The sequence below is a fragment of the Candidatus Hadarchaeales archaeon genome (assembly GCA_038736355.1).
Taxonomy (GTDB): domain Archaea; phylum Hadarchaeota; class Hadarchaeia; order Hadarchaeales; family WYZ-LMO6; genus WYZ-LMO6.
Window position 1 is genome coordinate 402,627 of the sequence record JAVYML010000001.1, and the last position, 21,057, is coordinate 423,683.

Genomic DNA, 21,057 nt, shown 5'->3' on the forward strand with positions numbered 1-21,057 from the left:
CCTCACCCACTTCTTTAGATTGACTTGGGCAAGATAGTGAGGATCACGGGTCCTGTGGTTCTGGCCGACGACATGAGGGGATCGGGGATGTACGAGCTCGTCAGGGTGGGAGAGGAGGGTCTCATGGGTGAAATCATAGGACTGCAGGGCGAGAGGGCCATCATCCAGGTCTATGAGGAAACCTCGGGGCTGAAACCGGGAGAAAAGGTGGAGAGGACGGGAAGACCCCTCTCGGTCGAGCTCGGTCCTGGACTGATAGGTACCATCTACGATGGGGTACAACGACCCCTCACGGAAATAAGTAAGAGGGTGGGCGAGATGGTGAAAAGGGGAATTTACGTCCCCGCCCTGGACAGGGAGAAAAAATGGGAGTTTGAGCCGAGGGTAAAGAAAGGGGATGAGGTGGTGGAGGGGGACGTGGTGGGGGTGGTGAAGGAAACCGAACTGGTGGAGCACCGCATCCTCGTCCCCCCGGGGATGAGGGGAAGGGTGGTGGAAGTGAGCGAGGGAAAACACACGGTGGAGGAGACGGTGGTGAGGGTGGAGGGACCGAAGGGGGAGGAGGAAGTGAAACTGATGCAGCTCTGGCCCGTTCGTAAGCCTAGGCCCTATAAGGAAAAGCTGGATCCGAGGGAACCCCTCCTCATAGGGCAGCGCATAGCGGACACCTTTTTCCCCATAGCCAAGGGGGGAACGGGAGCCATCCCTGGAGGCTTTGGGACGGGGAAGACCGTTTTCCTCCATCAGGTGGCCAAGTGGGCCGACGCCAACATCGTGGTTTACGTGGGGTGTGGGGAGAGGGGAAACGAGATGTGCGATGTGTTGGTACACTTCCCGGAGCTGAGGGATCCGCGTACGGGTAGGCCCCTGATGGAGCGTACGGTGCTCATAGCCAACACCTCCAACATGCCCGTGGCGGCCAGGGAGGCCAGCGTCTACACGGGCATCACCTTGGGCGAGTACTTCAGGGACATGGGATACGATGTGGCCCTCATGGCCGACTCCACCTCCCGCTGGGCTGAGGCCATGAGGGAGATCTCGGGGAGGTTGGAGGAGATGCCCGGGGAGGAGGGCTTCCCGGCCTACCTTGCCTCCAGGCTGGCGGAGTTCTACGAGAGGGCGGGATGGGTGAAGACCCTGGGGAGCGAGGAGAGGTATGGCTCCCTCACGGTATTGGGGGCGGTCTCGCCACCGGGAGGTGACCTCTCCGAGCCCGTTTCCACCAATACCCTCAGGATCGTGAAGGTTTTCTGGGCCCTCGACACCGCCCTCGCCTACCGCCGTCACTTCCCCGCCATCAACTGGCTCACCAGCTATTCCCTCTACGTGGATGGCGTGGAAGAGTGGTGGAGGAAGAGGCTAGGGGAGGACTGGAAAGCCTTGAGGGCGGAAGCCATGGCCCTCCTCCAGAAGGAGGCGGAGTTGGAGGAGATCGTGAAGTTGATAGGGGCGGATGCCCTTCCGGAGCCGGAGAGGGCCGTCCTCGAATCCGCCAGGATGATCAGGGAGAACTTCCTGCAACAATTCGCCTTCGATGAGGTGGACAGCCACTGTCCGCCGGAGAAGCAGCTCGGAATGCTCAAGCTCCTGCTGAGGTTCTACCGGAAATGCATGGAGGCCGCAAGGGAGGGAATTTCCGTGACCGAGATAAGGAAGTTGCCGGTGAGGGAGGAACTCGCAAGGATGAAGAAACTCCCCCTTGCGGAGTTCAAGAAGGTGGAAAAGGAACTGGAGAGGAAAATAGATGAACAGTTCGAGGGATTGAGGAGGGGTAAGGGTTGAAGGGTGAAAGCAAGGGTCTGGAGTATCTTTCGATAAAGGAGGTATCCGGTCCTCTCCTGGTGGTGGAGGGAGTGAGGGGGGTGGCCTATGGGGAGGTGGTGGAGATCATTACCCCCACCGGGGAAAGGAGGAGGGGACAGGTTTTGGATGCCAGGGAGAACCTCGCGGTGGTGCAGGTTTATGAGGGGACGGGAGGAATAGACACCTCCAAGACGAAGGTGAGGTTCACGGGAGAAACCGTCAAGTTTGGAGTGGGAATGGATCTGGTTGGAAGGATCTTCAACGGAAGGGGGGAACCCATAGATGGAGGACCCAAGCCCATTCCCGAAGATGAATGGGATGTCCACGGGGCCCCCCTCAATCCAGCCGCGAGGGAATACCCATCCGAATTCATCCAGACGGGGATTTCGGCCATAGATGGGATGAACACCCTCGTGAGGGGACAGAAGCTTCCCATCTTTTCGGGCTCCGGTCTCCCCCACAACGAACTGGCTGCCCAAGTGGCGAGGCAGGCAAAGGTGCTGGGGGAGGAAGAGAAGTTCGCGGTGGTCTTCTGCGGCATGGGCATCACCCATGAAGATGCCTCCTTCTTCATCAGGGACTTCGAGAGGACGGGCGCCCTCGAGAGGGCCGTGGTCTTCCTGAACCTGGCCAACGACCCCGCCATAGAACGCATCCTCACCCCCAGACTCGGTCTCACCACGGCAGAATACCTGGCCTTTGTGCAGGGGATGCACGTCCTGGTAATCCTGCTGGACATGACCAACTACGCGGAAGCCCTGAGGGAGCTCTCCGCTGCGAGGAGCGAGGTCCCGGGCAGGAGGGGCTATCCCGGCTACATGTACACGGACCTTGCCACCATCTACGAGAGGGCTGGGAGGGTGAAGGGAAAGAGCGGTTCCGTGACCCAAATGCCCATCCTCACGATGCCCGGAGACGACATCACCCATCCCGTCCCCGATCTCTCGGGCTACATCACGGAAGGACAGCTCGTGATGGAGAGGGAACTCCATCGAAAGGGGATCTATCCACCCATCAACGTCCTTCCCTCCCTTTCCAGGCTCATGAAGGATGGAATAGGGAAGGGAAAAACGAGGGAAGACCACTCGGATGTTTCCAACCAGCTCTATGCTGCCTATGCCGAAGGCAGGGACTTGAGGGCCCTCGTGGCGGTGGTGGGGGAGGAAGCCCTCACGGAGAGGGACAAGAAGTACTTGGAGTTCGCCGATGCCTTCGAACGCAGGTTCGTGAACCAAGGGAGGGACGAGGACCGATCCATAGAGAAGACGCTGGACCTGGGTTGGGAGCTGCTCAGCATGCTTCCCGAGGATGAGCTCACGAGGGTGGATCCCAAGTTCATCTCCAAGTACTTGCACAGGAAGGCTGCATAGTCAAAGGAGGGGTAGGAGGGAAAGGAGGGAAAGCAGTCCGAGCGTGAGGATGAAAAGGAAGAAGAGTCTTTCGAAACCGAACTTCCTGAGGATCCTGCGCGCCATCAGGTAGACGGAGAGGAAGGAAGCGAAGTAAAACCAGAGGACACACGGTACCAGGATTCTCTTCTCCACCCCCGCCAGGAGGAGAAGGAAGGCCAGAAGACCCGTCATCACCGTGACGAAGGAGAAGGGATAGAAGAGGAGGAGAAAGACCGACCATTTCCTTTCGCTCATGGAAGGAAGAGGTAATGGGTGGTGGTGGGAAGCTTTCTCCTCACTTCCAAGAGCTCAGGACGATAGATGACCAGTTCCCCACCCCCCACCTCCTTCCCCAGCAGCTTCCCTATCGCCCTTGCCCCCAGTTTCTCCCCTATCCTCACCGCCCCCCTACCCAAGCCCGGATCCAGGACTAGGAGGATGGGGAGTCTCAGGAGTTCCCTCTCCTCCTCCGGAACCAGTTTGGCGAGGAGCTCCAGCTCCTCCCTTTTGAAAACTAGGAAATCCCCGTTGGTCAGGGGAACACCCGGCCTCTCGCTGGAAAGGGCTTGCCTGAGGGAAATCCTTTCCTTCGGAAAGGGGGAATTGAGCTTGGCCAGCTCAGCCTTGAGTACTTCCTCCACCTCCCTCCCTCCTCTCGAGCATGGCCTTAATCCTCTTCAACCTGAAGAAGTGCTCCCTTTCCATTTCGTCCAGCCTCATCGCTATGAACTTGAGTGCCGCCTCCAGTCTCGGGATGAGGATATACTCCAAGGCGTTGACCCTCCTCCTCGTCCTCTCCAGTTCCCAAGCCAGGGCCCTAGCGGCTTCCTCGAGTTCTGCCACCTCCACCAAGAGCTTGAGGGCCCTCTCGAAGTCCTCCGAAGCCCTATCCAGAAGGGAGGGGGAAGGATGGAGGGAATATCCTCTCCCAAAAGCGTTGCGCACCGTTTCACCCATTTCCACCATGGGCACGGGTACCCCCATGATGTACCTCAGGGAGGTTTCCAGGCCCACTTCCTTCCTCGCTTCCCTTGCCGCCTGTTCGGTCTCGGCCGTTCCCCAGACCGCCATGCAGGCGGAAAGGGAAAGATGGGCCCTGGCCAGTTGCTCGAAGGCCTTCTCCCTCGCCTCGTATACCTTTCTCAGAACCTCGAAGAACTCCATCACCAGAGCATCCATTTTTTCCCTGAGGAGATCGTGGCCTCTCTTGGCTAGGGCTATCCTCCTCCTCAGCTTGAGAAGCTCCATCCTGGTGGGAGAGAGGGCCATCATTCCTCTTCCCTCCTCAGCACCACCTCCGCCCCCACCGTTCTCTTGACCATTTCCTCCAGCTCATCCCTTTCGGGACGGTAGCCCCTTCCATCCGGGATCCTGAGCACCATCGGAAAAGGACCCTTTTCCCTCACCATCCTCTCAAACTCCTCCCCCAGCTCCTCCGCCACCCTGTGGGTGAGGAGGATGAGACCCACCTTCTCCTCCTTAAGCAAATCCCTGAGGAGCTTAAGGGTCTCTTCCTTGGAGGAGTGGAGATACACCCTGCTCACCCCAGCCAGGGCGAAGCCCACCACCGTCTCCCTTTCCCCCACCACGACCACTTCACGCCTCAAGTCCAGGCACCCTCACGAGCAGTTCCTTTATGCGTTCGGGTGGCGCCCCCTCCAGTTTGAGCCTGAGCAGGAGATGGAGGTTCCTCACCTCCACCTCCTTCCTCCTCACGTACGAATAGATGGGGGCAAGCGTGAAGGGTTTGGTGAGGGAGGCCCATCTGCAGAGCCTGAGGTGTTCCTCCTCCAGCGCCCTTTCCAGCGGGAAGAGGTCCCCCGCCTCCAGCTGGGGGAGGAGGGGGGAGAGGATCCTTCCGTAGGGGGTGTGGGAGAGGAGCTCCACACAGGTCCTGAGGTCCTCGGCGGAGATGAGGGCCTTCAAGAGTTCCTCCCCGAGCTGGTAGGGTGGACGGAGGCGTATTACGAGGGCATCTATCCTTTCCGGTGGAACCCCTTCCCTCTTCAGTCTGAGGATGAGCCTGAGGTTGAGGGAATCTATCTCGAAACCCACGAGGGGAACCAGAACGGACCTCTGCGCCTTCTTCCCCACCACCTCCTCCCAAAGGCGCGAATAATAGTGACGGTCGAGGGCGAAGAGGAGGGGGGAGAGACCTTCCCTCCCATATTCCTCCAGGGCGGAGGAGAGCACCCCGTAATACTCGCTCTCCTTCAGGAATTCCAGCAACTGTTCTAGGGTCTCGGCGGAAGCGAGGAACTCCAATCTTTCTTTGGGGAGGGTGGGACAGGGGAGGAGGCGCTTCCTCCTCTCCTCCTTGGATTCCTTCAGATGGAGGGAAGTGAGGATGGCCTTCAGGTTCCAAACCTCCATTCTGGCCAAGATCCTGCGTACGGTCTCCCTCCTTTCCTCCGGCACCATTCCCAGGAGTTCCGCCAGCCTACCGCTGGAGACCTCGAGGAGGGACCTCTCCAGTTCCATCGGATCCATGCTCTCGGGGAGGGGATAACCCGCCTCACCCAAGGAGGACCTGAGCTCCTCGAACCTTTGAACTTCCGCCAGCTCCAACAGTCGGGCCTCGGGGAAGAGTTTGGCCTCCCAAGTACTCACCACCGCATTGCAGTAGAGGTATCCGACCGTCCTCCTGGCGTGTAGGATGACCAGGAGGAAGAAGAAACCCACGAGGAAGAAAACGAGGAGGGGAACGGCGAGCATCAGGATCCTTCGAAGAGAAGCTTGGCAACCCTCACGCGGAGGGTTTCCCTCTCCCTCCTCATCCTGTTTTCTAGGGTCTCGTCGAGCTCTATCCTTCCATCCTTGGACCTCAGCCTTATCCCGCCGAGGGTTTCCAGTGGTCCACCGAAGGAAAGCCTTACCCCTTCCAGCCTCCTCACCAGCTCCTCCTCCCTTTCCTTCAGCCTCCGTAGATCCCTCTCGTTGGCTTCCACCACCACTTCCGTCGAACCCAATCCCTTACATGCCCTCACGGTGAGCTCCACCAAGTCCCTTTCGTATTCCTTGGAAGAAACGTACTTCCTCAGCCTCTCCTCCGCCTTCCTGAAGACCTCCTCTATCAACTCTTCCTTCTTCTTCAGTATTTCCTTCCTCCCCTCCACCCTTCCCTTCGCCACCCTCTCCTCGTACTGCTGTCTGGCCTTCTCCCTCATCCTCCCCAGTTCTTCCTCCCCTTCCCTCCTTCCCTCCCCTTCAGCCATCTCCAGCAGGGAGGAGGCTTCCTTCCTAGCCCTTTCCAGAATCTCCTCGGCCCTCTTTCTGGCCTCACCCAAGATATCCTGGGCTATCAGCTGGGCCCCCCTCTCCGCCATTTCCTCCCTCCTTCACAAGGCCCCTATGAAGGTCAGGAGAAGGATGGTGGCGAGGAGTCCCAGGATGGCGTAAATCTCCACCATCACCGTGTACATCATGCCAGCCGCGAAAACCTCAGGTCTCTTGGCGAAGGAAGTGGCACTGGCCGAAGCCACCATTCCCTGCGGGTAAGAGGTGAAGCCCTGGAGGATGGAGGGTATGGCCGCACAGAGAACCGCCAATCCCGCTACTTCCGGTTTAACCGCTGCCCCCTTCGAAAGCCCAGTGCCCAAGATGATGAGGAAACCGGCCACGAAGCCATAGAAACCCTGCGTCCCAGGCATCACCTCGTACACGAAGACCCTGTATGCCTTTTTGGGATCCTCCCCCGCAATGGCTGCACAGGTAACACCGGTCATGCCCACTCCGAGTCCTGCCATTACTCCGGGTACGGCAATGGCGAGGGAAGCCGCTAGAACCACCCAAACGCCTTCTGCTACCATTTTATCTCCTCTTTACTCGTGTGAACATCCTTTTAACCTTGAAGGGTGAGAACTTTTCCCCTCCTCCCTCGTAGAACTTCGAAAAGAACTCCACGTAGTGGAGACGCATGGTATGGATGAAGGCCCCAAGGCTCTGTACGAAGAGGTTGAAACAGTGTCCCAAGAAAAAGACCAAGACCAACACGGCGAGGAAGAGGATGACCAGAACGGGGGAAATTCCCTGCAAGGGGGGAGCTATGCTCTCGTAGATCCAGCCCAAGATGTAGTTGATGGCGAAGGCTATGATGCTCGAGGAAATGCAGAGGGCGGTAAGCCTGGTGTAGGAGGCGGCATCCGCCACCAAACCCGTAATGCCGTAGGCGAAGTTGACGGAACTACCCACTCCGGAGAGAAGGGAGCCGGCGGTGAGGGCCGAACCCAGCATACCCAGGAAGAGTCCCAGGTAGAAGAGGAGTCTGAAGAGCGGGACGGGGGAGGGAGCGGGGGAAAGGGGGCTGAAGGCCTCCACCAGGCTCAGCTTGGGAAAGCTGAAGGAAAGACCGAATTCCCTGAGACCCACGCCCAGGGAGCAAAGGGCCAAACCGAAGAAACCGAGCACCAAGAAGAGCTGGGGGAGATGCACTAGGAAGAGTCTGGTCCATTCCTTCCTGAACGCATCCTTCAAACAGGCTCCCCCCACCACTCCCCACACGATCTGAAGGATGCCCAGGAAGACCGCGAGCTTGAGGATGGGGATGGGATTCTTCAGGGGATCCACCCAAAGGGGAGGGGCCCTGCCAAAGAGCCCACCGAACCATCCTCCCAGTAAGCACCCAACGGGAACGGTGAGAAGGGAACCGGCGAGCACGATCTTCCTGAGCCTGGGAGGGAAGATCTTCGCCACCCAAAGGCCCGAGCCCATGACCAAAGCGAGGAGGAGGCCATAGGCTGCATCGGAAAGGCAGATGGCGAAGAAGAGGGGAAAGGTCAGGGCGAGATAGGGGGTGGGATCCACCTCATCGTAGCGGGGAAGGCCATAGGTCTCGGTAAGGAGTTCGAAGTTCCTGAGGCCCGGAGGATTCTCCAGTTTCACGGGTGCCTCTCCCTCGGGTTCGTAAGTACGGAAGATCATCCTGCCGGAGGTGAGGGAACGAAGGAGGCCCTCCAAGCCCTCCTCCCTTGCGGGTACCCATCCTTCCAGAAGAACCGTGCTTTCGGTGTATCCCAAGAGGGAGGAGGCCCTGAGCCTCTCCACGTGGATCTCCAACAATTCCATCAGGGAACTCACCTCCCCGGCCCATTTCTTGGCCAGCTCCCTCCTCTTCCCCTCCAGCTCCTCCCTCTTCCCCTCCAGCCTTCCCAGTTCTTCCTCGATCTTTTTGAGAGCCTCCACCGGAGTCTCTTCCAGCGGAGGAAGCTCGAGGAGCTCCAACTCGAACCTGTAGATCAGGGGAGAAAGTTTCTGTTTCTCTCCTGTCCTACAAACCACCACCACCGTCCTCTTTTCCCCCTTCCCGACACTCCTCACGATGGCCCTCCCCTCCAGTGCCCCCTCCACCTCCCTGGAAAAGTTCACCACCTTCTCCGCCGCCATCCTTCCCACCAAAACGTGGATTTCCTGGGTGGAACGGAGGAGGTTCATCGGAACCTCCAGCTCCCTTATCCCCTCCAAGAGTTCCCTCCTCTTCAGGAGTTCTTCCCTCTCCCTCTCCAGTTCTTGCCAGGCGGACTTGAGGGGTCCCCACTTGTCCTCCAGCTTTGAGAGGAGTTTTTCCGCCCTCTTCGCCGTTTGTTCCCCCGAGAGGGGTTTCACCTCGACCGGTCTGGAGGGGGGTCCCAGTGCCTCGTGTATCTCCCTCAACCTCACTAGGAGGGAAGAAAGTCTTTGCAGCTCCTCACCCGGAAACCTCCTACCCACCGCTGGCTCCGTCACTTCCTTGAGTTGAACCACACCCCTTTCATGCAGGGCTTCCAACACCCTTTCCCTGAAACGCTGGGGGAAGAGGACCCTGAACCTCCTCATCCTACAGGGTCTGAGCATCATCCCACCAGGGCCTTCAGGAGTTCCTTCACCGCCTCCTCCATCCTTTCCCTGGCCCTTTTCTCTATCCTCTGCTTCTCCTTCTCCGTCTCTTCCCTCAGTTTCTCCAGTTCCCTTTCCGCCTTCTCCTCGAACTTCCTCCTCAGTTCCTCCCCCTTCCTCCTCATCTCCTCCCTTATCTCCTCCCTCCTCCTCGCGGCCTTTTCCCTCGCCTCCTCCAAAAGCCTGGCGGCCTCCCTCTCCGCCCCTTCCACGATTTCCCTGGCCTTCTTCTCTGCTTCGAAAACTAGGCGTAGGTCCTCCTCCAACCCATCAACCTGCTAAGATAGAGAAGGAAGTGTTAAAAAGATTACAAAGGAAAGGGGCTGAAGCAGCGAACCAAGCTTTGTCCCCTGGATCACTCGAGATGGGTATCGAAGGCTGTGAGGGTGATGGTCTTCATGACGTTGGGGAGCTTCCTTATCGCGAGCACGGCCTTGTCTATTTCCTCATAACTGCCCTCCAGAACACAAACCACATCGTACTCCCCGTGCACGAAATCGGAGAGCTTCACGTTTGGAACCCTCTCTATTTCCGAAACCACCGAAGCTTCGTATCCAGGCCTGACCGTGACCAATACGTAAGCCCTCTTCTTGAAGGCCGCCAACCCTCCAGCCATCGTTATAGAATGGGCTTTCACCTTTAAAATCATTTGGGGCGCTCCGCACTCAACATCCTCATCACCCTTCAGCTCAGCCTCTTCATCGCGCCCCAACCCCATCGGAAAAGTAATTAAAAAGCTTGATTCAGGGGTAAAGATGAGGCTCATCATCTTTGGTCCTCCGGGCGCAGGAAAGGGAACGTACGGAAAGAAAATCTCTGAAAGGTATGGCATTCCCCACATAGCCTCTGGGGACCTGATAAGGGAGGAGATAGGAAAGGGAACTCCCCTGGGAAGGAAGTTCAAGGAATATGTGGAAAAGGGATTGCTGGGACCGGACGAGGATGTCATAGAACTCGTAAAGGAAAGACTTTCCCTTCCGGACTGTTCCAAGGGATTCATCCTGGACGGTTTTCCCCGGACGCTCCGCCAGGCGGAGACCCTCGAACTCCTCTGTCCCCCCGACCTCGTACTCAACCTCGACGTGGGGGAGGAAATCCTCGTGAAGAGGCTCTCTTCCCGCAGGATTTGCAGCAAATGTGGGGCCATCTACAACCTCGTCTCCCTTCCCCCCAAGGAGCCCGGGAAGTGTGATAGGTGTGGGGGGGAACTCTATCAACGGGAGGACGACAAACCCGAAGTCATCAGGAAAAGACTGGAGGAATACCAGAAATTGACCAAACCCCTCTTGGACTTCTACGCACGTAAGGGCATTCTGAAAACCATCACCCTGCATGAGGAAGTAGGGGTGGAGGAAGGTGTGGCAAGGGTGATGAAGGTTTTGGAAGGGAGATGATCATTTTACCCTTATTCTTCCCACCCGAACATCTAGCAAACGATCGAACTTCAGCTTCCTGTTCCATCCCCTCTTTTCTAGGACGCCCATGAAGCTGAAGCCCACCACTTTACCTCCCTTCTTCAAAAGGGAGGGGAAGAGCCCCTTTATTTTTTCCACCTCCACTCCGCTCGCTGGAAGGGCCAAACCACCCATCACCACCAGGATGTCCGCCTTTCCTGGTTTGACCCTTCTCCCCGTCTGGAAACCGTAAGGTGACCTGTACCTCAGCTCCACCGCCTTTCCCGGCTCCCCGCCGGGGGCGAAGTAGAAGGAGTCTCCCAGGTCCCTGCAGGCGTACGCCAAGAGTTCGGCGAAGGGAAGACAGACGGCCTCGGAGCCCAAGAAAAGAATCTTCTTTCCGGTTCCAAACTCCTCCATCATCTTTCTAAAGGCCTTGGTCATTCCCGCTATCCCCTTCTGACCACCCATCTTCTCCCGCAGCTTAATACTCCCAGTCCCAAAAAAATAAGGGGCCCGTGGTCTAGCCTGGATAAGACACAGGCCTGCGGAGCCTGCAACTCGGGTTCGAATCCCGACGGGCCCGCCAGTACAAACGGAAACCTTTTCAACCGTCATGCGTAGAAAAGGGGGTGAAGCTGGTCTTCTCGGAAAAGTGTCTGGAGTACGGTAGCCCGTATCACCTGGAAAACCCGAGGAGACTGAAGAAGGCCTATGAAATCCTGAAGGAACTGGGGTACGAATTCGTGGAACCCAAACCCGCAAGCGAGGAGGACCTCCTCCTAGTCCACTCCAAGAGATACATAGATATCATAAAGAGCGGGAAGTTCTTCGACCCCGACACCCCCGCCTATCCCAACATCTACGAATACGCCAGACTGGCTGTGGGAGGGGCCATCAAGGCCTCCGAGATCCAAGGTTTTTCCCTCATGCGTCCTCCCGGACACCATGCGGGAAGGAATGGACTGGCACTGGGTGCACCCACCCTAGGCTTCTGCTACTTCAACAACATAGCCGTGGCTGTAAAGAAATTGGGCCTTTCCACCCTCATCGTGGACATAGACGGACACCATGGAAATGGCACCCAGGAAATCTTCATGGGAGATCCCAAGGTAAGGTTCCTTTCCCTCCACAGGATGGGAATCTATCCGGGGACGGGATGGGACTCCGGACCCAACTTCGTAAACATTCCTTTGGATGAGGTTGGAGATGAAGGTTACCTCAGATGCCTCGAAAAGGGACTGAGAAAGGTGAGGGCTGAGGAATGCGAGGTGATAGGAATTTCCGCGGGTTTCGATTCCCACGCGGGGGACCTCTCCTCTCTCGGTCTCACCCCCGAAGGCTTCAGGAGGATAGGAAAGAAGCTTGCAGAATATGGAAAACCCATCTTTGGAGTGCTGGAGGGGGGATACGTGGGGGAGAACTTGGCCAGGAGTTTACACGCCCTCATCGAGGGACTGGAAGACTAAACCCCAGAACATTCCTTGAGGATCCTTTCCAATCTCTCCCTCTTCTCCTCCAAGATCCTCCCCACACCCTCCAGGAACTGGATCAGGTCGAGGGAATAGAAGCATACCTTCCTCCTTTTCTCCGTCCTTCCCATCCTCTTCCTGAGAAGCCCCATCCTCACCAAATGGCCCAGATGTTGGCGCAGGGCCCTTTCAGACCTCTTCGTTTTCTTCAGGAGATGGGAGATGGGGAGCTCCCTGCCTTCCCTAACCAGCACCAGGAGGAGGAGCTGGGCGGTGGGTGGCAAACCCAAAAGGAGGGAAGCCTCCCTCACCGCTCTATGCTTCCTGTCCATCTCCTCCCTTCCTCATCATCCTTTTAAACTTCTCTGCAAAATCTTTTGCATAGATGCCTGAGGTAGTTCTGACCGCCGACCGCAACCTGATGTCGGATTATGGGGGATCCGTGTTCGTGGGCTTTGCCGCCTGTGCCCCCAAGCTCCTACCCGACCCACTCTTCCGTCTCTTCCTCTGTCCTCCCGTCCCCCACCGAAAAGGGGTGGCACTCTTCGCCCCTTCAGGAACTAGGAAGATCGAAGCCGTTCTCTTGGAGGAAGGTTTTGATGTGGTGGTAGGGCATCCGGAGCACCTGGAAGAGGTGGTGGATGAAAGGACCAGGGCCATAGGGATTACCACCAACGATCCACTGGGACTGGGACCCGCCTCTTCCACCTTCAGCAGCTTGGTGGGTAGGGAGACCTATTCGGCCATTCACTTCAGGGAACTGATCACCCATAGGATCTTCCGGAGGAAGGACCTGAAGGTAATCGTGGGTGGACAGGGTGCCTGGCAACTGGCAGAGAGCAGGATGATGGCAAAGTATGGAATAGACTGCGTAGTGCTTGGAGAAGGAGAAACCGTGGCACCGGAGCTCTTCCGCAAGGCGGTAAGGGGTGAACCCCTTCCACCCATCGTTCAGGGAGGACCGACTCCTCTCGAGAAGATTCCCGCCATCAAGAACCCCACCGTGGATGGAATAGTGGAGGTGGCTAGGGGATGCGGAAGGGGATGTAAGTTCTGTGTCCCCACCCAGCGCTACCTGCGCTCCCTCCCCCTCGAGAAGATCAGGGAAGAAATGAGGGTGAACGCGGTGGTAGGTCACCTCGTAATCCATGCGGAGGATGTGCTGAGATATGGGGCAAACGGCATCCTGCCGGAGGAAGAGAAGGTGATGGCCCTTTTCCAGGAAGTGGCCAAGACGGGAATGGACGCCAGCGTTTCCCACGTTGCCTTTGCCTCCGTGGTCTCCGCCCCTTCCCTGGTACAGAAAATCACGGAACTCTTGGGCATAGGGACCAAACAAAAACCCTTTTTCGGGGTCCAGATGGGGATAGAAACGGGATCCCCTTCCCTGATCGAGAAGCACATGAGGGGGAAAACCCTTCCCTTCAAACCAGAGGAATGGCCGGAAGTGGTGGTAAAGGCCCACCAGATCCTGGCGGATCACCACTGGGTTCCCTGCTCCACGCTGGTAATGGGTCTTCCCGGAGAAACCCCCGAAGATGTGGAAAGGACGAGGGAACTCGTGGAAAGGCTGAAGGAGTTCAAATCCCTGATCGTCCCCCTCTTCTTTGTTCCCCTGAGCTTCCTGAGCGGGGAGAGGTTCTTCACCGCAAAGGACATGAGGGAGGAGCACTGGAAACTCTACGCCGCTTGCCTCAGACATGACTTCAAATGGATAAAGGAGCTCGCAAGGGACCACTTCAAAGACAGCAGGATCAAGAGGATGATGATGGGAATTCTGACGAACTTCATCAGGAAAAGACTGGAACCTTATCTCAAGCTGATGGAAGAGGGAAAAAGCCCCTTCAGAGACGGGAGCAGCGCCTGACCACCTCGTCTATGAGCCTGTAGGAGGTTCCAGTTTTGGAGGGATCAGCGAAGGGGGTCTGGTTCCAGAGCACCACTACCTCCGCCCCCTTCTCCGCATAAAGCTTAAGGGTCTCCACCACCTCTTCCGGAGTACCGTAAACGAAGCTCTCCGCGGCGAGATCGGTGGGTATGTGCTGTACCGCCTCCACCACCCTTTCGGAGAGTTCGGTGAAGATGAAATCGGCAAAGGGGTTGAAACGTTCACCCAGAGGATGTTTCAGTCCCCTACGCTCGTAGGCGGAAGGTGGGAGGGTAAGGGCATATCCCTTGAGTACGGGATTTTCCATCATCTTTAGACACTCCTCTCTGGTCTCCGCTATGACGAGGGGGGCGTAGAGGGCCAGAGTGATTTCCGCGGCCTTCCTTCCCACCCTCTCAGCTGCTTCCCTTATCACCTCCGCCTTCTCCCCGTACTCCTGCGGGGTCATCATCATGGGCAACCAACCATCCGCAAGTTCCCCCACCACCTTCAGCATTCTGGGACCATGCGCTGCCACCCAAATGGGTGGGGGTTTTTCTCCGTAAGGCAAGAGATCGAAGGGAGCGTTCTTCAGCTTCCAAAATTTTCCCTCAAAGTTCACCAAGTTTCCCCTACCCGCCTCCCAGCTGAGCCTTATGATCCTCAGGGCCTCCTCGAATTTTCCCACCTGTTTTGAGTACTCCATCCCATAGGGGGTGTAGTTCATGGCTTCACCCGTTCCCAAACCGAAAATACACCTTCCCCTGGAAATGTGGTCCAGGGTTAGCATACTCTGGGAAAGCATCACTGGGTTCCTCCTGATGGGATCGGTGACGGAGGTCCCTATTTTGATCTTTTCGGTTCTGGAAGCCACGAAGGCCAGGGTGGCTATGGGATCATAGAAATCGTGGGGCGGGAACCAACCCATTAAATGATCCGCGTACCAAACCGAATGATATCCCTTTTCCTCACAACTCTTAGCTACCCTCCAAACGGTATCTACTTGGGGACGACCTTGCTCGTCCACCCGGAAAAGGGAAGGATTGATAGGACCCACCGTCCCTATTCCCAGCCCCATTTCCTCCCCCTTTTTCCAGTCGGAGCATATATATTCCTCACCTAAAAAGGAGTTTGCTTTTGCCAAGAGGAGTTCAAGATAAGCCTTTTCAAAAGGAAAAACAAAATTATTTTGGGGAACGAGACCGCAAGACCCTCTCGAAGGAGGTGATAAAAGGGCAAACGATATGAAATTCGGAGTAAATCAAGTGGGAATAGTGGTGGAGGATTTGGATAGGGCGAGAGAGGCCTGTATCCAGTTCTTTGGGGAAGAAAGTCTTCCTCCGCTGGAGTTCGAGACGGGTGGTGCCAGACTGAAATTGGCTTTCTTTCAGGCGGGTGAAATACAATTGGAACTCATCCAAGTGCTGGAAGGAGAAACCATCCATTCCAAATTTTTGAAGGAAAAGGGTGAGGGTTTGCACCATCTCGGATACTTCGTGGAAGATCTGGAAAAGAGTCTCTCACTCCTCGAGAAGGAAGGGATAAAGGTTCTTTGGAAGGGGGAAGTGCCGGGGGCTGCGAAGTTCGCCTATTTGGACACGGAAAAGATGCTGGGTATTGTACTCGAACTCATCCAGTTGGGATAGTCAAACCTAAATTCTCCCCTTCAAAAAAGAAAAGGGGAGATTGCCCGTCCTGACGGGAGGGGAGATCCTAACCAAGTGTCTGGTCCAAGAAGGAATAGACAAGGTCTTCGGTGTGCCCGGTGGGGAGCTCACCCCTTTCCTGGAAGCCCTGAGGAAGGAACCGGGCATAGATTTCTTCCTCACCAGGCATGAACAGGCTGCCGCCCATATGGCTGACGCCTGTTACCGCCTCACGGGAAAGGTGGCCGCCTGCGTGGGAACGGTTGGACCAGGGGCCGCCGACCTGGTTCCAGGAGTTTACCCTGCCTTCGCCGATGGCATCCCCCTGATAGTACTCACCGCCCAACACCAGAGCTGGAAGTGCTACCCGGACAGGGCAAGTATGCAGAGCCTAGACCAGCTTCAGCTTCTCAAGGCCGTCACCAAATGGAGTGCCGTGATCTATCATGGAGAAAGGATTCCAGAGCTTCTGGACAGGGGACTGAGGGCAGCCTTCCGCGGGAGGACGGGACCTATCCATTTGGATCTCCCCGTGGACTTGCTCTTCAAGCGCTTTGAGGTCCCTTCCGATCAGTTTATCCCGCCTTCTCACCGATACGATGCTCTCCAGCCACCGGTGGGAAGGAAAGAGTTGGTGGAGAAGGCCGTGGAAATGCTCCTACAAGCGGAGAACCCCCTCATCCATGCCGGGGGAGGAGCCCTGTGGTCCGGAGCCTACGAAGAGTTGAGGGAACTGGTGGAGTACCTCTCCATTCCCCTCACCCCAAGTCATGCTGCTAAAGGAATCCTTCCCGAAGATCATCCCCTCTATCTCATACCAGATTCTCCGGCGGCATTGGGAGCCCAAGCGAGTGCGGATCTGGTGCTGGTGGTGGGATGCAGGATGGGGGACCTGGACTTCTTCGGCAGACCCCCCGCTTGGGGTGAACCCGGTGTCCAGAAGGTGGTCCAGATCGATTTGGATCCCGAAAATCTGGCCTTAAACCGGCAGGTGGACTTGGCCATCTTGGGAGATGCGAAAGCCACCCTGAGACTCATGTTGGAAGAAGTGAAAAAGAGGAGCGATCCCAGGAAGAGAGACCTTTCTCACTGGAAGAGGGAAGAGGAGGAGTGGATTAAGGAGAACGAAAGGATAGCGTTGGGAAGTTATGAGGGTGTTCATCCGATGAGGGTGGTGTACGAAGTAAGGAAATTCTTCCCAAGAAACGCTATCACGGTGGTAGATGGAGGAAACGTGGGGCTTTGGGCCCATTATCTGAACCGTGTCTACGAACCAAGAACCTTCCTTTGGGCGGCCGATTCCGGTCACCTCGGTACCGGATTGCCCTACGCCATTGCAGCCAAACTCGTTCGTCCGGAGAGGGAGGTCTATCTCCTCACGGGTGATGGTTCCCTCATGTTCAACGTACAGGAAATGGAAACGGCTGCAAGGTTGGGGACCAAAATCTACGTGATCGTTCTCAACGATCGTTCCTACGGAATGATAAGGGGGGTCCAACACCTTTTGTATAAAGGTGAGTATTATGGAGTGGATTTCTCGGACGTGGACTATGCGAGAGTGGCAGAAGGAATGGGATGGTTCGGGAGGAGAATAAGGGAGCCCGAAGAAATCCCCAGGGCACTGGAAGAAGCCAAGGCCCAAAATAAGCCTGCCCTCTTAGACGTGATCAATCCAAAGGAGCTCAGCATGCTCCCCCCAGACCTGGAGATGCTGGGTGCCATCTGGATGGAGGGAGTGGAGTTTCCCACTTGATTAAGCTCTTTTTCTCCCTTTACCCGTTTTGGGTTTCACGACCTCGGCCTTCTTTTTCTCGATGAGCGCCCTCAGCTTTTGGATATCTCTTTCACCCCTCTCCAGCAAAGGACCTGAAGGGTGGAAGAGTCTGCGATAACGTTCCAACAAGGCCTCGGACTTTTCCATGGAGCTCCTCCACCTTTCCAGCTTCCTGATCCTCCTTTCCAACCTTTCCAATTGGGCGGAGAGTTTCTTTTCCAGCAACCTTTCAGAATTCCCAAGAAAGATGACCCTCCTTTCTTCATCCACCTTCCAATAAGGGGAGAGCCTCTTGCTGATCTCCTCTAGGCTCCTCTCCCACCCAGAAATCTTTTCACCCATTCCATTCTTACCCTTCCCTGCTCTCAAAAAGGGGTCGTGGATTTCCAGTCCGAAAAAGGGATGTGTCTTTCAGTTTCGTAACACTTGCTCCCTTGTTGTCTTTCTGTTTATCTTTGTTTATTCCACAGGACAATAAAAAAAGAAAAAAATTAGGGAGGCATCACTTCTTTCAATTTTTCGCTGGCCTGTTCTCCACTAACACCCCAGTTCTCCTTTGGGATCTCGTGGAGAATTACCTCCACTGCCTCTGCGGGTACCCCCATATCGGTGAAGACCTTAGTAATACCTCCTATCACCCTTTTCTTGGCGGCATTAGAAAATCCCTTCCAAACCATTACATGAACCACGGGCACGTGTTTAACTCTACATCCGGTTTTAAAAAGATGCATAAAACCTAACTCGTTGAGTGCGGGGGGTGGGATTTGAACCCACGACATTCCGGTCTTCAGCCGGACACTCTCCCAGGCTGAGTTACCCCCGCCTTTTTTCTTTCAATGCACCGAAAAAAATACTTTCCGGGGGGGAGAAAAAGAAAAGAATGGTAGAGATACTGGTGGGGTGCTGTGGGTACCCTTGCTCTCGCCCCAAGTATTACGAGAAATTCAAAACCGTGGAAATTCAATCCACCTTTTATAAGCTTCCCAAACCCGAGACCGCTTCCAAGTGGAGGGAGGAGGCCCCCGAAGGGTTCGTCTTCACCTTCAAGGCCTTTCAGGGCATCACCCATCCCACCACCAGTCCAACTTGGCGTCGTTCTGGTCTAAGCCAGGAAGAACTGAAGGGCAAAGAATATGGATGGCTGCGTCCCACCGAAGATAACTTCGAGGCCTGGGAAAGAACGGTGGAGATAGGGGAACTGCTCGGTGCGAGGGTATGTGTGGTCCAGTGTCCACCCAACTTCAAATACACGAAGGAAAATGTAGAGAACATGAAAAAATTTTTCAAGAAGGTGAAGAGGAAGTTTTCCATAGCCTGGGAACCGAGGGGGGATTGGGAGAAGTATCCGGAAGAAATACGAAAACTCTGCAGGGAGCTGGACCTCATCCATTGCGTGGATCCCTTCCGTCAGGAACCCCTCCATTTCTCCAGGGGCATGGCCTACTTCAGGCTCCATGGCCTAGGCAAGCCTTCCATATACAAGTACAAGTTTTCCGATGGGGAATTGGGGGAGCTCGCCGAAAGGGCAAGGAAAATGGAAAGGGAAGTGAAGGAAGTCTATTTCATGTTCAACAACGTTTATATGCTGGAGGACGCCCTTCGGTTCCTCAAGCTTATGGAAGGTGCTTAAAAGGGATTATAACCTCCCTCATCCTTTCCCTCTGAACATGAAAACCGCCTACCTCCTCACCCTGCTTTCCAACACGGGAGTGGCCTTCTCCTCCATCCTCATTCCCCTCCTGAGCAAAGAGTTGGGACTCTCCTTTTTCCAACTGGGTCTGGTGGTGATGGGGTACGGTCTAGCCTCCGCCCTTTCTTATTTTATTTTCGGGAGGTTTTCGGACGCGATAGGAAGAAGGACCATCTTCGTTAAGATGGGTCTGCTCCTCTGCTTCCCAACCTTTCTTTCCCAAGTACTGATAAGGGGCTTTGGCTCCATGCTCCTCATAAGGACCCTGGCCGGCTTTTGTTTGGGGATAGGTACTTTCCCCCTCCTAGCCTACCTTTCGGGGCTTCCGAGATACGAAGCCAGGGTTTGGCTCTTTGCAGGTTTCACCTCTCTGGGCTGGGCAGTGGGATATTTGGGCGCAGGTTTTCTTCCGAGTTATGGAGCGGCCTTCTTCCTTTCCTCCCTTTCCTTCCTCCTGGGCTTCTTCTTTTCCCTCTCTTTACCCGAAGTAAGAGCGGAGAGGAAAAATTTCTCTTTCCTAGCGGTGGTCAGGCGCAACTCAAAGATCTACCTCCATTACCTGTTGAGGCATACGGGGGCCCAGTGCGTTTGGACGGTCTTTCCCATCTACCTGGTGGAACTGGGGGCAAGCAGGGGCTGGGTAGGCCTCCTCTATGCGCTGAATTGCGGCCTTCAGTTCTTCATCATGGCGGCCTTCAGCAGGATGAGGGAACCCCCAGACGACAGGATGCTGGTGAGGACGGGACTCATTCTTTCCACCGTCACCTTTTTAGCCTATTCCCTCGCCACTTCCTACCTCCACATCCTTCCCGTTCAGCCAGTGTTAGCCATCGCCTGGAGCACCCTCTATGTAGGTTCGCTGCTCTACCTCCTGAGGAGGAACGTGGAAAAAGCCACCTCCACGAGCCTCTTGGGATCCACCATCAGCGTGGCTGGGGTGATAGGACCCTTTTTGGGGGGTGCAGTTTCAGAGGTCTTCGGACTCAGAGCAGTGATGTTGACTGCCTTCGGTCTGAACTTAACAGCCACTTTACTGGCCCTTGGGGAAAAGGGCTAAGCCTTTAAGCTTTTCTCTATCTTTCTTTACTGATGCCCGCAGTTGTCATTTACTATTCCAAAACGGGCAACACCAAGAAGATAGCGGAGGCCATAGCGAGGGGTGCCAAGGCTAGATGCGAACCCGTGGAAAAAGCAGAGGAAGTCATGAAGGGGGCCGACCTCTTCTTCATAGGCACCCCCGTCCACTCCTTTGGACCTTCCAAGCCCATCCTGGAGTTTCTGAGGAAGACGGACTGGAGTGGAAAGAAGGTGGCCCTTTTCTGTACCTATGCTGGTCTGGGCAACAAGAGGACCCTGGGGAAGATGGCCAGGGAAATAGAGAAGAGGGGAGGGAAGGTAGTGGGGGAGTTCTGGTGCAAGGGGAGGTTCAAGTTCCTTAGGAAGGGAAAACCCGACGCGGAAGACGAAAGGAAGGCGGAGGAGTTCGGTAGGAAAGTGGTCTCCGGTCAAGGAACATCCTGATCCGACAAGATCACTATTCCCCTTCCCTCCACCAGCGCCCTCGCCAGCTTTTCCCTGGCGCCCTCCACCAGCCTCCAGGCCGTGTTTCTGGAGACCCCCATTCTCTTTCCCACCTCCTCTAGGGGGAGCTTCTCCAGCTCCGTCAGCCTGAGGGCTTCCACCTCCGCCACCTCCAGCGAGATAGGATCCCCACCGCAGCGTGGGAAGGGATGAAGCCTGCGAAGGGGAGGTAGGCATCCTACAACCACGGGCTTGGGGGGTCTTCCCACCCCTTTCCCACACCTCCTGCACCACCTGGGTCCCATCATATTGGGATTTATCACAAAACTTAAAAACCCCTCCGAGAACTTATGTGAAATATCACGAAAGAGGGGAGAGAATGTGGTGGGAGAAAAGGGGATGGTGGTGCCCCAGACATCCCTGGCCCCCGGCCTGGGCAAGGTGCTGGCAGCCTGGATGGTACCCGCCCGCCTACCCTAGCAAGGAGGAGGAGCTGAGGGTCCTCGAGGAGATGAAGGAGGAACTGGGGAAAGAACTCAGGGAGATAAGCAGGAAAATAGAGGAACTGAAGGGCGGGAAGTGAATGCTGGTGGCGGTGGCGACGCTGGACAAGGAAGGTCCGGAGGCT

27 protein-coding genes and 2 tRNA genes are annotated in these 21,057 nt (G+C 56.1%); 12 read left to right on the forward strand and 17 right to left on the reverse strand.

Annotated features, from left to right (window positions below):
• Nucleotides 1–24 precede the first annotated feature (24 nt).
• Together QXG22_01920 and QXG22_01925 are read left to right on the forward strand one after the other, a co-directional pair.
• Nucleotides 25–1,782, forward strand: a complete 1,758-nt coding sequence (locus QXG22_01920) for a V-type ATP synthase subunit A (protein MEM0358756.1) — start codon at nt 25–27, stop codon at nt 1,780–1,782.
• Complete coding sequence (locus QXG22_01925; GenBank protein MEM0358757.1) at nt 1,779–3,173, forward strand: V-type ATP synthase subunit B; 1,395 nt, start codon at nt 1,779–1,781, stop codon at nt 3,171–3,173. Before QXG22_01920 ends, QXG22_01925 begins: the two co-directional genes overlap by 4 nt.
• On the opposite strand, the gene QXG22_01930 is transcribed toward QXG22_01925, so the two are convergent.
• The 10 genes from QXG22_01930 to QXG22_01975 form a co-directional block, all read right to left on the reverse strand.
• On the reverse strand, nt 3,174–3,449 hold the full coding sequence (locus QXG22_01930; GenBank protein ID MEM0358758.1) for a hypothetical protein: 276 nt from the start codon (nt 3,447–3,449) through the stop codon (nt 3,174–3,176).
• The gene (locus QXG22_01935) at nt 3,446–3,835 is read right to left on the reverse strand and encodes a DUF61 family protein (protein MEM0358759.1); all 390 of its coding nucleotides are present in this window, start codon (nt 3,833–3,835) and stop codon (nt 3,446–3,448) included. The genes QXG22_01930 and QXG22_01935 overlap by 4 nt, the downstream gene beginning before the upstream one ends.
• On the reverse strand, nt 3,813–4,463 hold the full coding sequence (locus tag QXG22_01940; protein ID MEM0358760.1) for a V-type ATP synthase subunit D: 651 nt from the start codon (nt 4,461–4,463) through the stop codon (nt 3,813–3,815). The genes QXG22_01935 and QXG22_01940 overlap by 23 nt, the downstream gene beginning before the upstream one ends.
• Nucleotides 4,463–4,801, reverse strand: a complete 339-nt coding sequence (locus tag QXG22_01945; protein MEM0358761.1) for a V-type ATP synthase subunit F — start codon at nt 4,799–4,801, stop codon at nt 4,463–4,465. Before QXG22_01945 ends, QXG22_01940 begins: the two co-directional genes overlap by 1 nt.
• Nucleotides 4,791–5,909, reverse strand: coding sequence for a V-type ATPase subunit (locus QXG22_01950; protein MEM0358762.1), 1,119 nt, complete (start codon nt 5,907–5,909; stop codon nt 4,791–4,793). Before QXG22_01950 ends, QXG22_01945 begins: the two co-directional genes overlap by 11 nt.
• On the reverse strand, nt 5,909–6,520 hold the full coding sequence (locus QXG22_01955; protein ID MEM0358763.1) for a V-type ATP synthase subunit E family protein: 612 nt from the start codon (nt 6,518–6,520) through the stop codon (nt 5,909–5,911). Before QXG22_01955 ends, QXG22_01950 begins: the two co-directional genes overlap by 1 nt.
• Nucleotides 6,521–6,532: 12 nt before the next feature.
• On the reverse strand, nt 6,533–7,003 hold the full coding sequence (locus QXG22_01960) for a hypothetical protein (protein MEM0358764.1): 471 nt from the start codon (nt 7,001–7,003) through the stop codon (nt 6,533–6,535).
• A gap of 1 nt (nt 7,004) precedes the next feature.
• Nucleotides 7,005–9,026, reverse strand: a complete 2,022-nt coding sequence (locus QXG22_01965) for a V-type ATPase 116kDa subunit family protein (protein MEM0358765.1) — start codon at nt 9,024–9,026, stop codon at nt 7,005–7,007.
• Nucleotides 9,023–9,331, reverse strand: coding sequence for a hypothetical protein (locus QXG22_01970; protein MEM0358766.1), 309 nt, complete (start codon nt 9,329–9,331; stop codon nt 9,023–9,025). The genes QXG22_01965 and QXG22_01970 overlap by 4 nt, the downstream gene beginning before the upstream one ends.
• Before the next feature lie 89 nt (nt 9,332–9,420).
• Nucleotides 9,421–9,783 carry a hypothetical protein gene (locus QXG22_01975; GenBank protein ID MEM0358767.1) on the reverse strand — a complete coding sequence of 121 codons (363 nt, stop codon included), beginning with the start codon at nt 9,781–9,783 and terminating at the stop codon, nt 9,421–9,423.
• A gap of 37 nt (nt 9,784–9,820) precedes the next feature.
• Here QXG22_01975 and QXG22_01980 point away from each other — a divergent pair, with 37 nt between their 5' ends.
• Nucleotides 9,821–10,459, forward strand: coding sequence for an adenylate kinase (locus QXG22_01980; GenBank protein ID MEM0358768.1), 639 nt, complete (start codon nt 9,821–9,823; stop codon nt 10,457–10,459).
• On the opposite strand, the gene QXG22_01985 is transcribed toward QXG22_01980, so the two are convergent.
• Nucleotides 10,460–10,930, reverse strand: coding sequence for a DUF2124 family protein (locus QXG22_01985; GenBank protein ID MEM0358769.1), 471 nt, complete (start codon nt 10,928–10,930; stop codon nt 10,460–10,462). It abuts the gene before it with no gap.
• Nucleotides 10,931–10,971: 41 nt separating this feature from the next.
• On the opposite strand from QXG22_01985, the gene QXG22_01990 reads away from it, so the two are divergent.
• Together QXG22_01990 and QXG22_01995 are read left to right on the forward strand one after the other, a co-directional pair.
• Nucleotides 10,972–11,048: transfer RNA gene (locus QXG22_01990), tRNA-Arg, on the forward strand.
• A gap of 43 nt (nt 11,049–11,091) precedes the next feature.
• A complete protein-coding gene (locus QXG22_01995; protein ID MEM0358770.1) occupies nt 11,092–11,928 on the forward strand; it encodes a histone deacetylase in 837 nt (278 codons plus the stop codon).
• On the opposite strand, the gene QXG22_02000 is transcribed toward QXG22_01995, so the two are convergent.
• Nucleotides 11,925–12,263: a hypothetical protein gene (locus tag QXG22_02000; GenBank protein MEM0358771.1), complete on the reverse strand. Its 339-nt coding sequence runs from the start codon at nt 12,261–12,263 to the stop codon at nt 11,925–11,927. The two genes, QXG22_01995 and QXG22_02000, sit on opposite strands and share 4 nt — an antisense overlap.
• 53 nt (nt 12,264–12,316) lie before the next feature.
• Between QXG22_02000 and QXG22_02005 the strand changes: the two genes are divergently transcribed.
• Nucleotides 12,317–13,798, forward strand: a complete 1,482-nt coding sequence (locus tag QXG22_02005) for a radical SAM protein (GenBank protein ID MEM0358772.1) — start codon at nt 12,317–12,319, stop codon at nt 13,796–13,798.
• Here the strand turns inward: QXG22_02005 and QXG22_02010 are convergent.
• Entirely contained in the window at nt 13,776–14,876 is a 1,101-nt protein-coding gene (locus QXG22_02010; protein MEM0358773.1) for an LLM class flavin-dependent oxidoreductase, read from the reverse strand. The two genes, QXG22_02005 and QXG22_02010, sit on opposite strands and share 23 nt — an antisense overlap.
• 166 nt (nt 14,877–15,042) lie before the next feature.
• Here QXG22_02010 and QXG22_02015 point away from each other — a divergent pair, with 166 nt between their 5' ends.
• On the forward strand, nt 15,043–15,444 hold the full coding sequence (locus QXG22_02015) for a VOC family protein (protein MEM0358774.1): 402 nt from the start codon (nt 15,043–15,045) through the stop codon (nt 15,442–15,444).
• A 40-nt stretch (nt 15,445–15,484) separates the two neighbouring features.
• Nucleotides 15,485–17,197, forward strand: a complete 1,713-nt coding sequence (locus QXG22_02020; GenBank protein ID MEM0358775.1) for a thiamine pyrophosphate-binding protein — start codon at nt 15,485–15,487, stop codon at nt 17,195–17,197.
• Here QXG22_02020 and QXG22_02025 read toward each other — a convergent pair whose 3' ends face one another.
• The 3 genes from QXG22_02025 to QXG22_02035 form a co-directional block, all read right to left on the reverse strand.
• The gene (locus QXG22_02025) at nt 17,198–17,560 is read right to left on the reverse strand and encodes a hypothetical protein (GenBank protein MEM0358776.1); all 363 of its coding nucleotides are present in this window, start codon (nt 17,558–17,560) and stop codon (nt 17,198–17,200) included.
• A 149-nt stretch (nt 17,561–17,709) separates the two neighbouring features.
• The gene (locus tag QXG22_02030) at nt 17,710–17,913 is read right to left on the reverse strand and encodes a tautomerase family protein (protein ID MEM0358777.1); all 204 of its coding nucleotides are present in this window, start codon (nt 17,911–17,913) and stop codon (nt 17,710–17,712) included.
• Between the two features lie 54 nt (nt 17,914–17,967).
• A tRNA-Phe gene (locus tag QXG22_02035) sits at nt 17,968–18,041 on the reverse strand.
• A gap of 57 nt (nt 18,042–18,098) precedes the next feature.
• Here QXG22_02035 and QXG22_02040 point away from each other — a divergent pair.
• From QXG22_02040 to QXG22_02050, 3 genes are read left to right on the forward strand one after another with little or no spacing between them, the layout of a single operon-like run.
• Nucleotides 18,099–18,848: a DUF72 domain-containing protein gene (locus QXG22_02040; protein MEM0358778.1), complete on the forward strand. Its 750-nt coding sequence runs from the start codon at nt 18,099–18,101 to the stop codon at nt 18,846–18,848.
• A 37-nt stretch (nt 18,849–18,885) separates the two neighbouring features.
• A complete protein-coding gene (locus QXG22_02045; GenBank protein ID MEM0358779.1) occupies nt 18,886–19,965 on the forward strand; it encodes an MFS transporter in 1,080 nt (359 codons plus the stop codon).
• Between the two features lie 32 nt (nt 19,966–19,997).
• Nucleotides 19,998–20,429, forward strand: coding sequence for a flavodoxin family protein (locus QXG22_02050; protein ID MEM0358780.1), 432 nt, complete (start codon nt 19,998–20,000; stop codon nt 20,427–20,429).
• On the opposite strand, the gene QXG22_02055 is transcribed toward QXG22_02050, so the two are convergent.
• Nucleotides 20,414–20,734 carry a DUF134 domain-containing protein gene (locus QXG22_02055; GenBank protein MEM0358781.1) on the reverse strand — a complete coding sequence of 107 codons (321 nt, stop codon included), beginning with the start codon at nt 20,732–20,734 and terminating at the stop codon, nt 20,414–20,416. The genes QXG22_02050 and QXG22_02055 overlap by 16 nt on opposite strands.
• 74 nt (nt 20,735–20,808) lie before the next feature.
• Between QXG22_02055 and QXG22_02060 the strand changes: the two genes are divergently transcribed.
• Complete coding sequence (locus QXG22_02060; protein ID MEM0358782.1) at nt 20,809–21,012, forward strand: DUF5320 domain-containing protein; 204 nt, start codon at nt 20,809–20,811, stop codon at nt 21,010–21,012.
• The last annotated feature ends 45 nt before the right edge of the window (nt 21,013–21,057 follow it).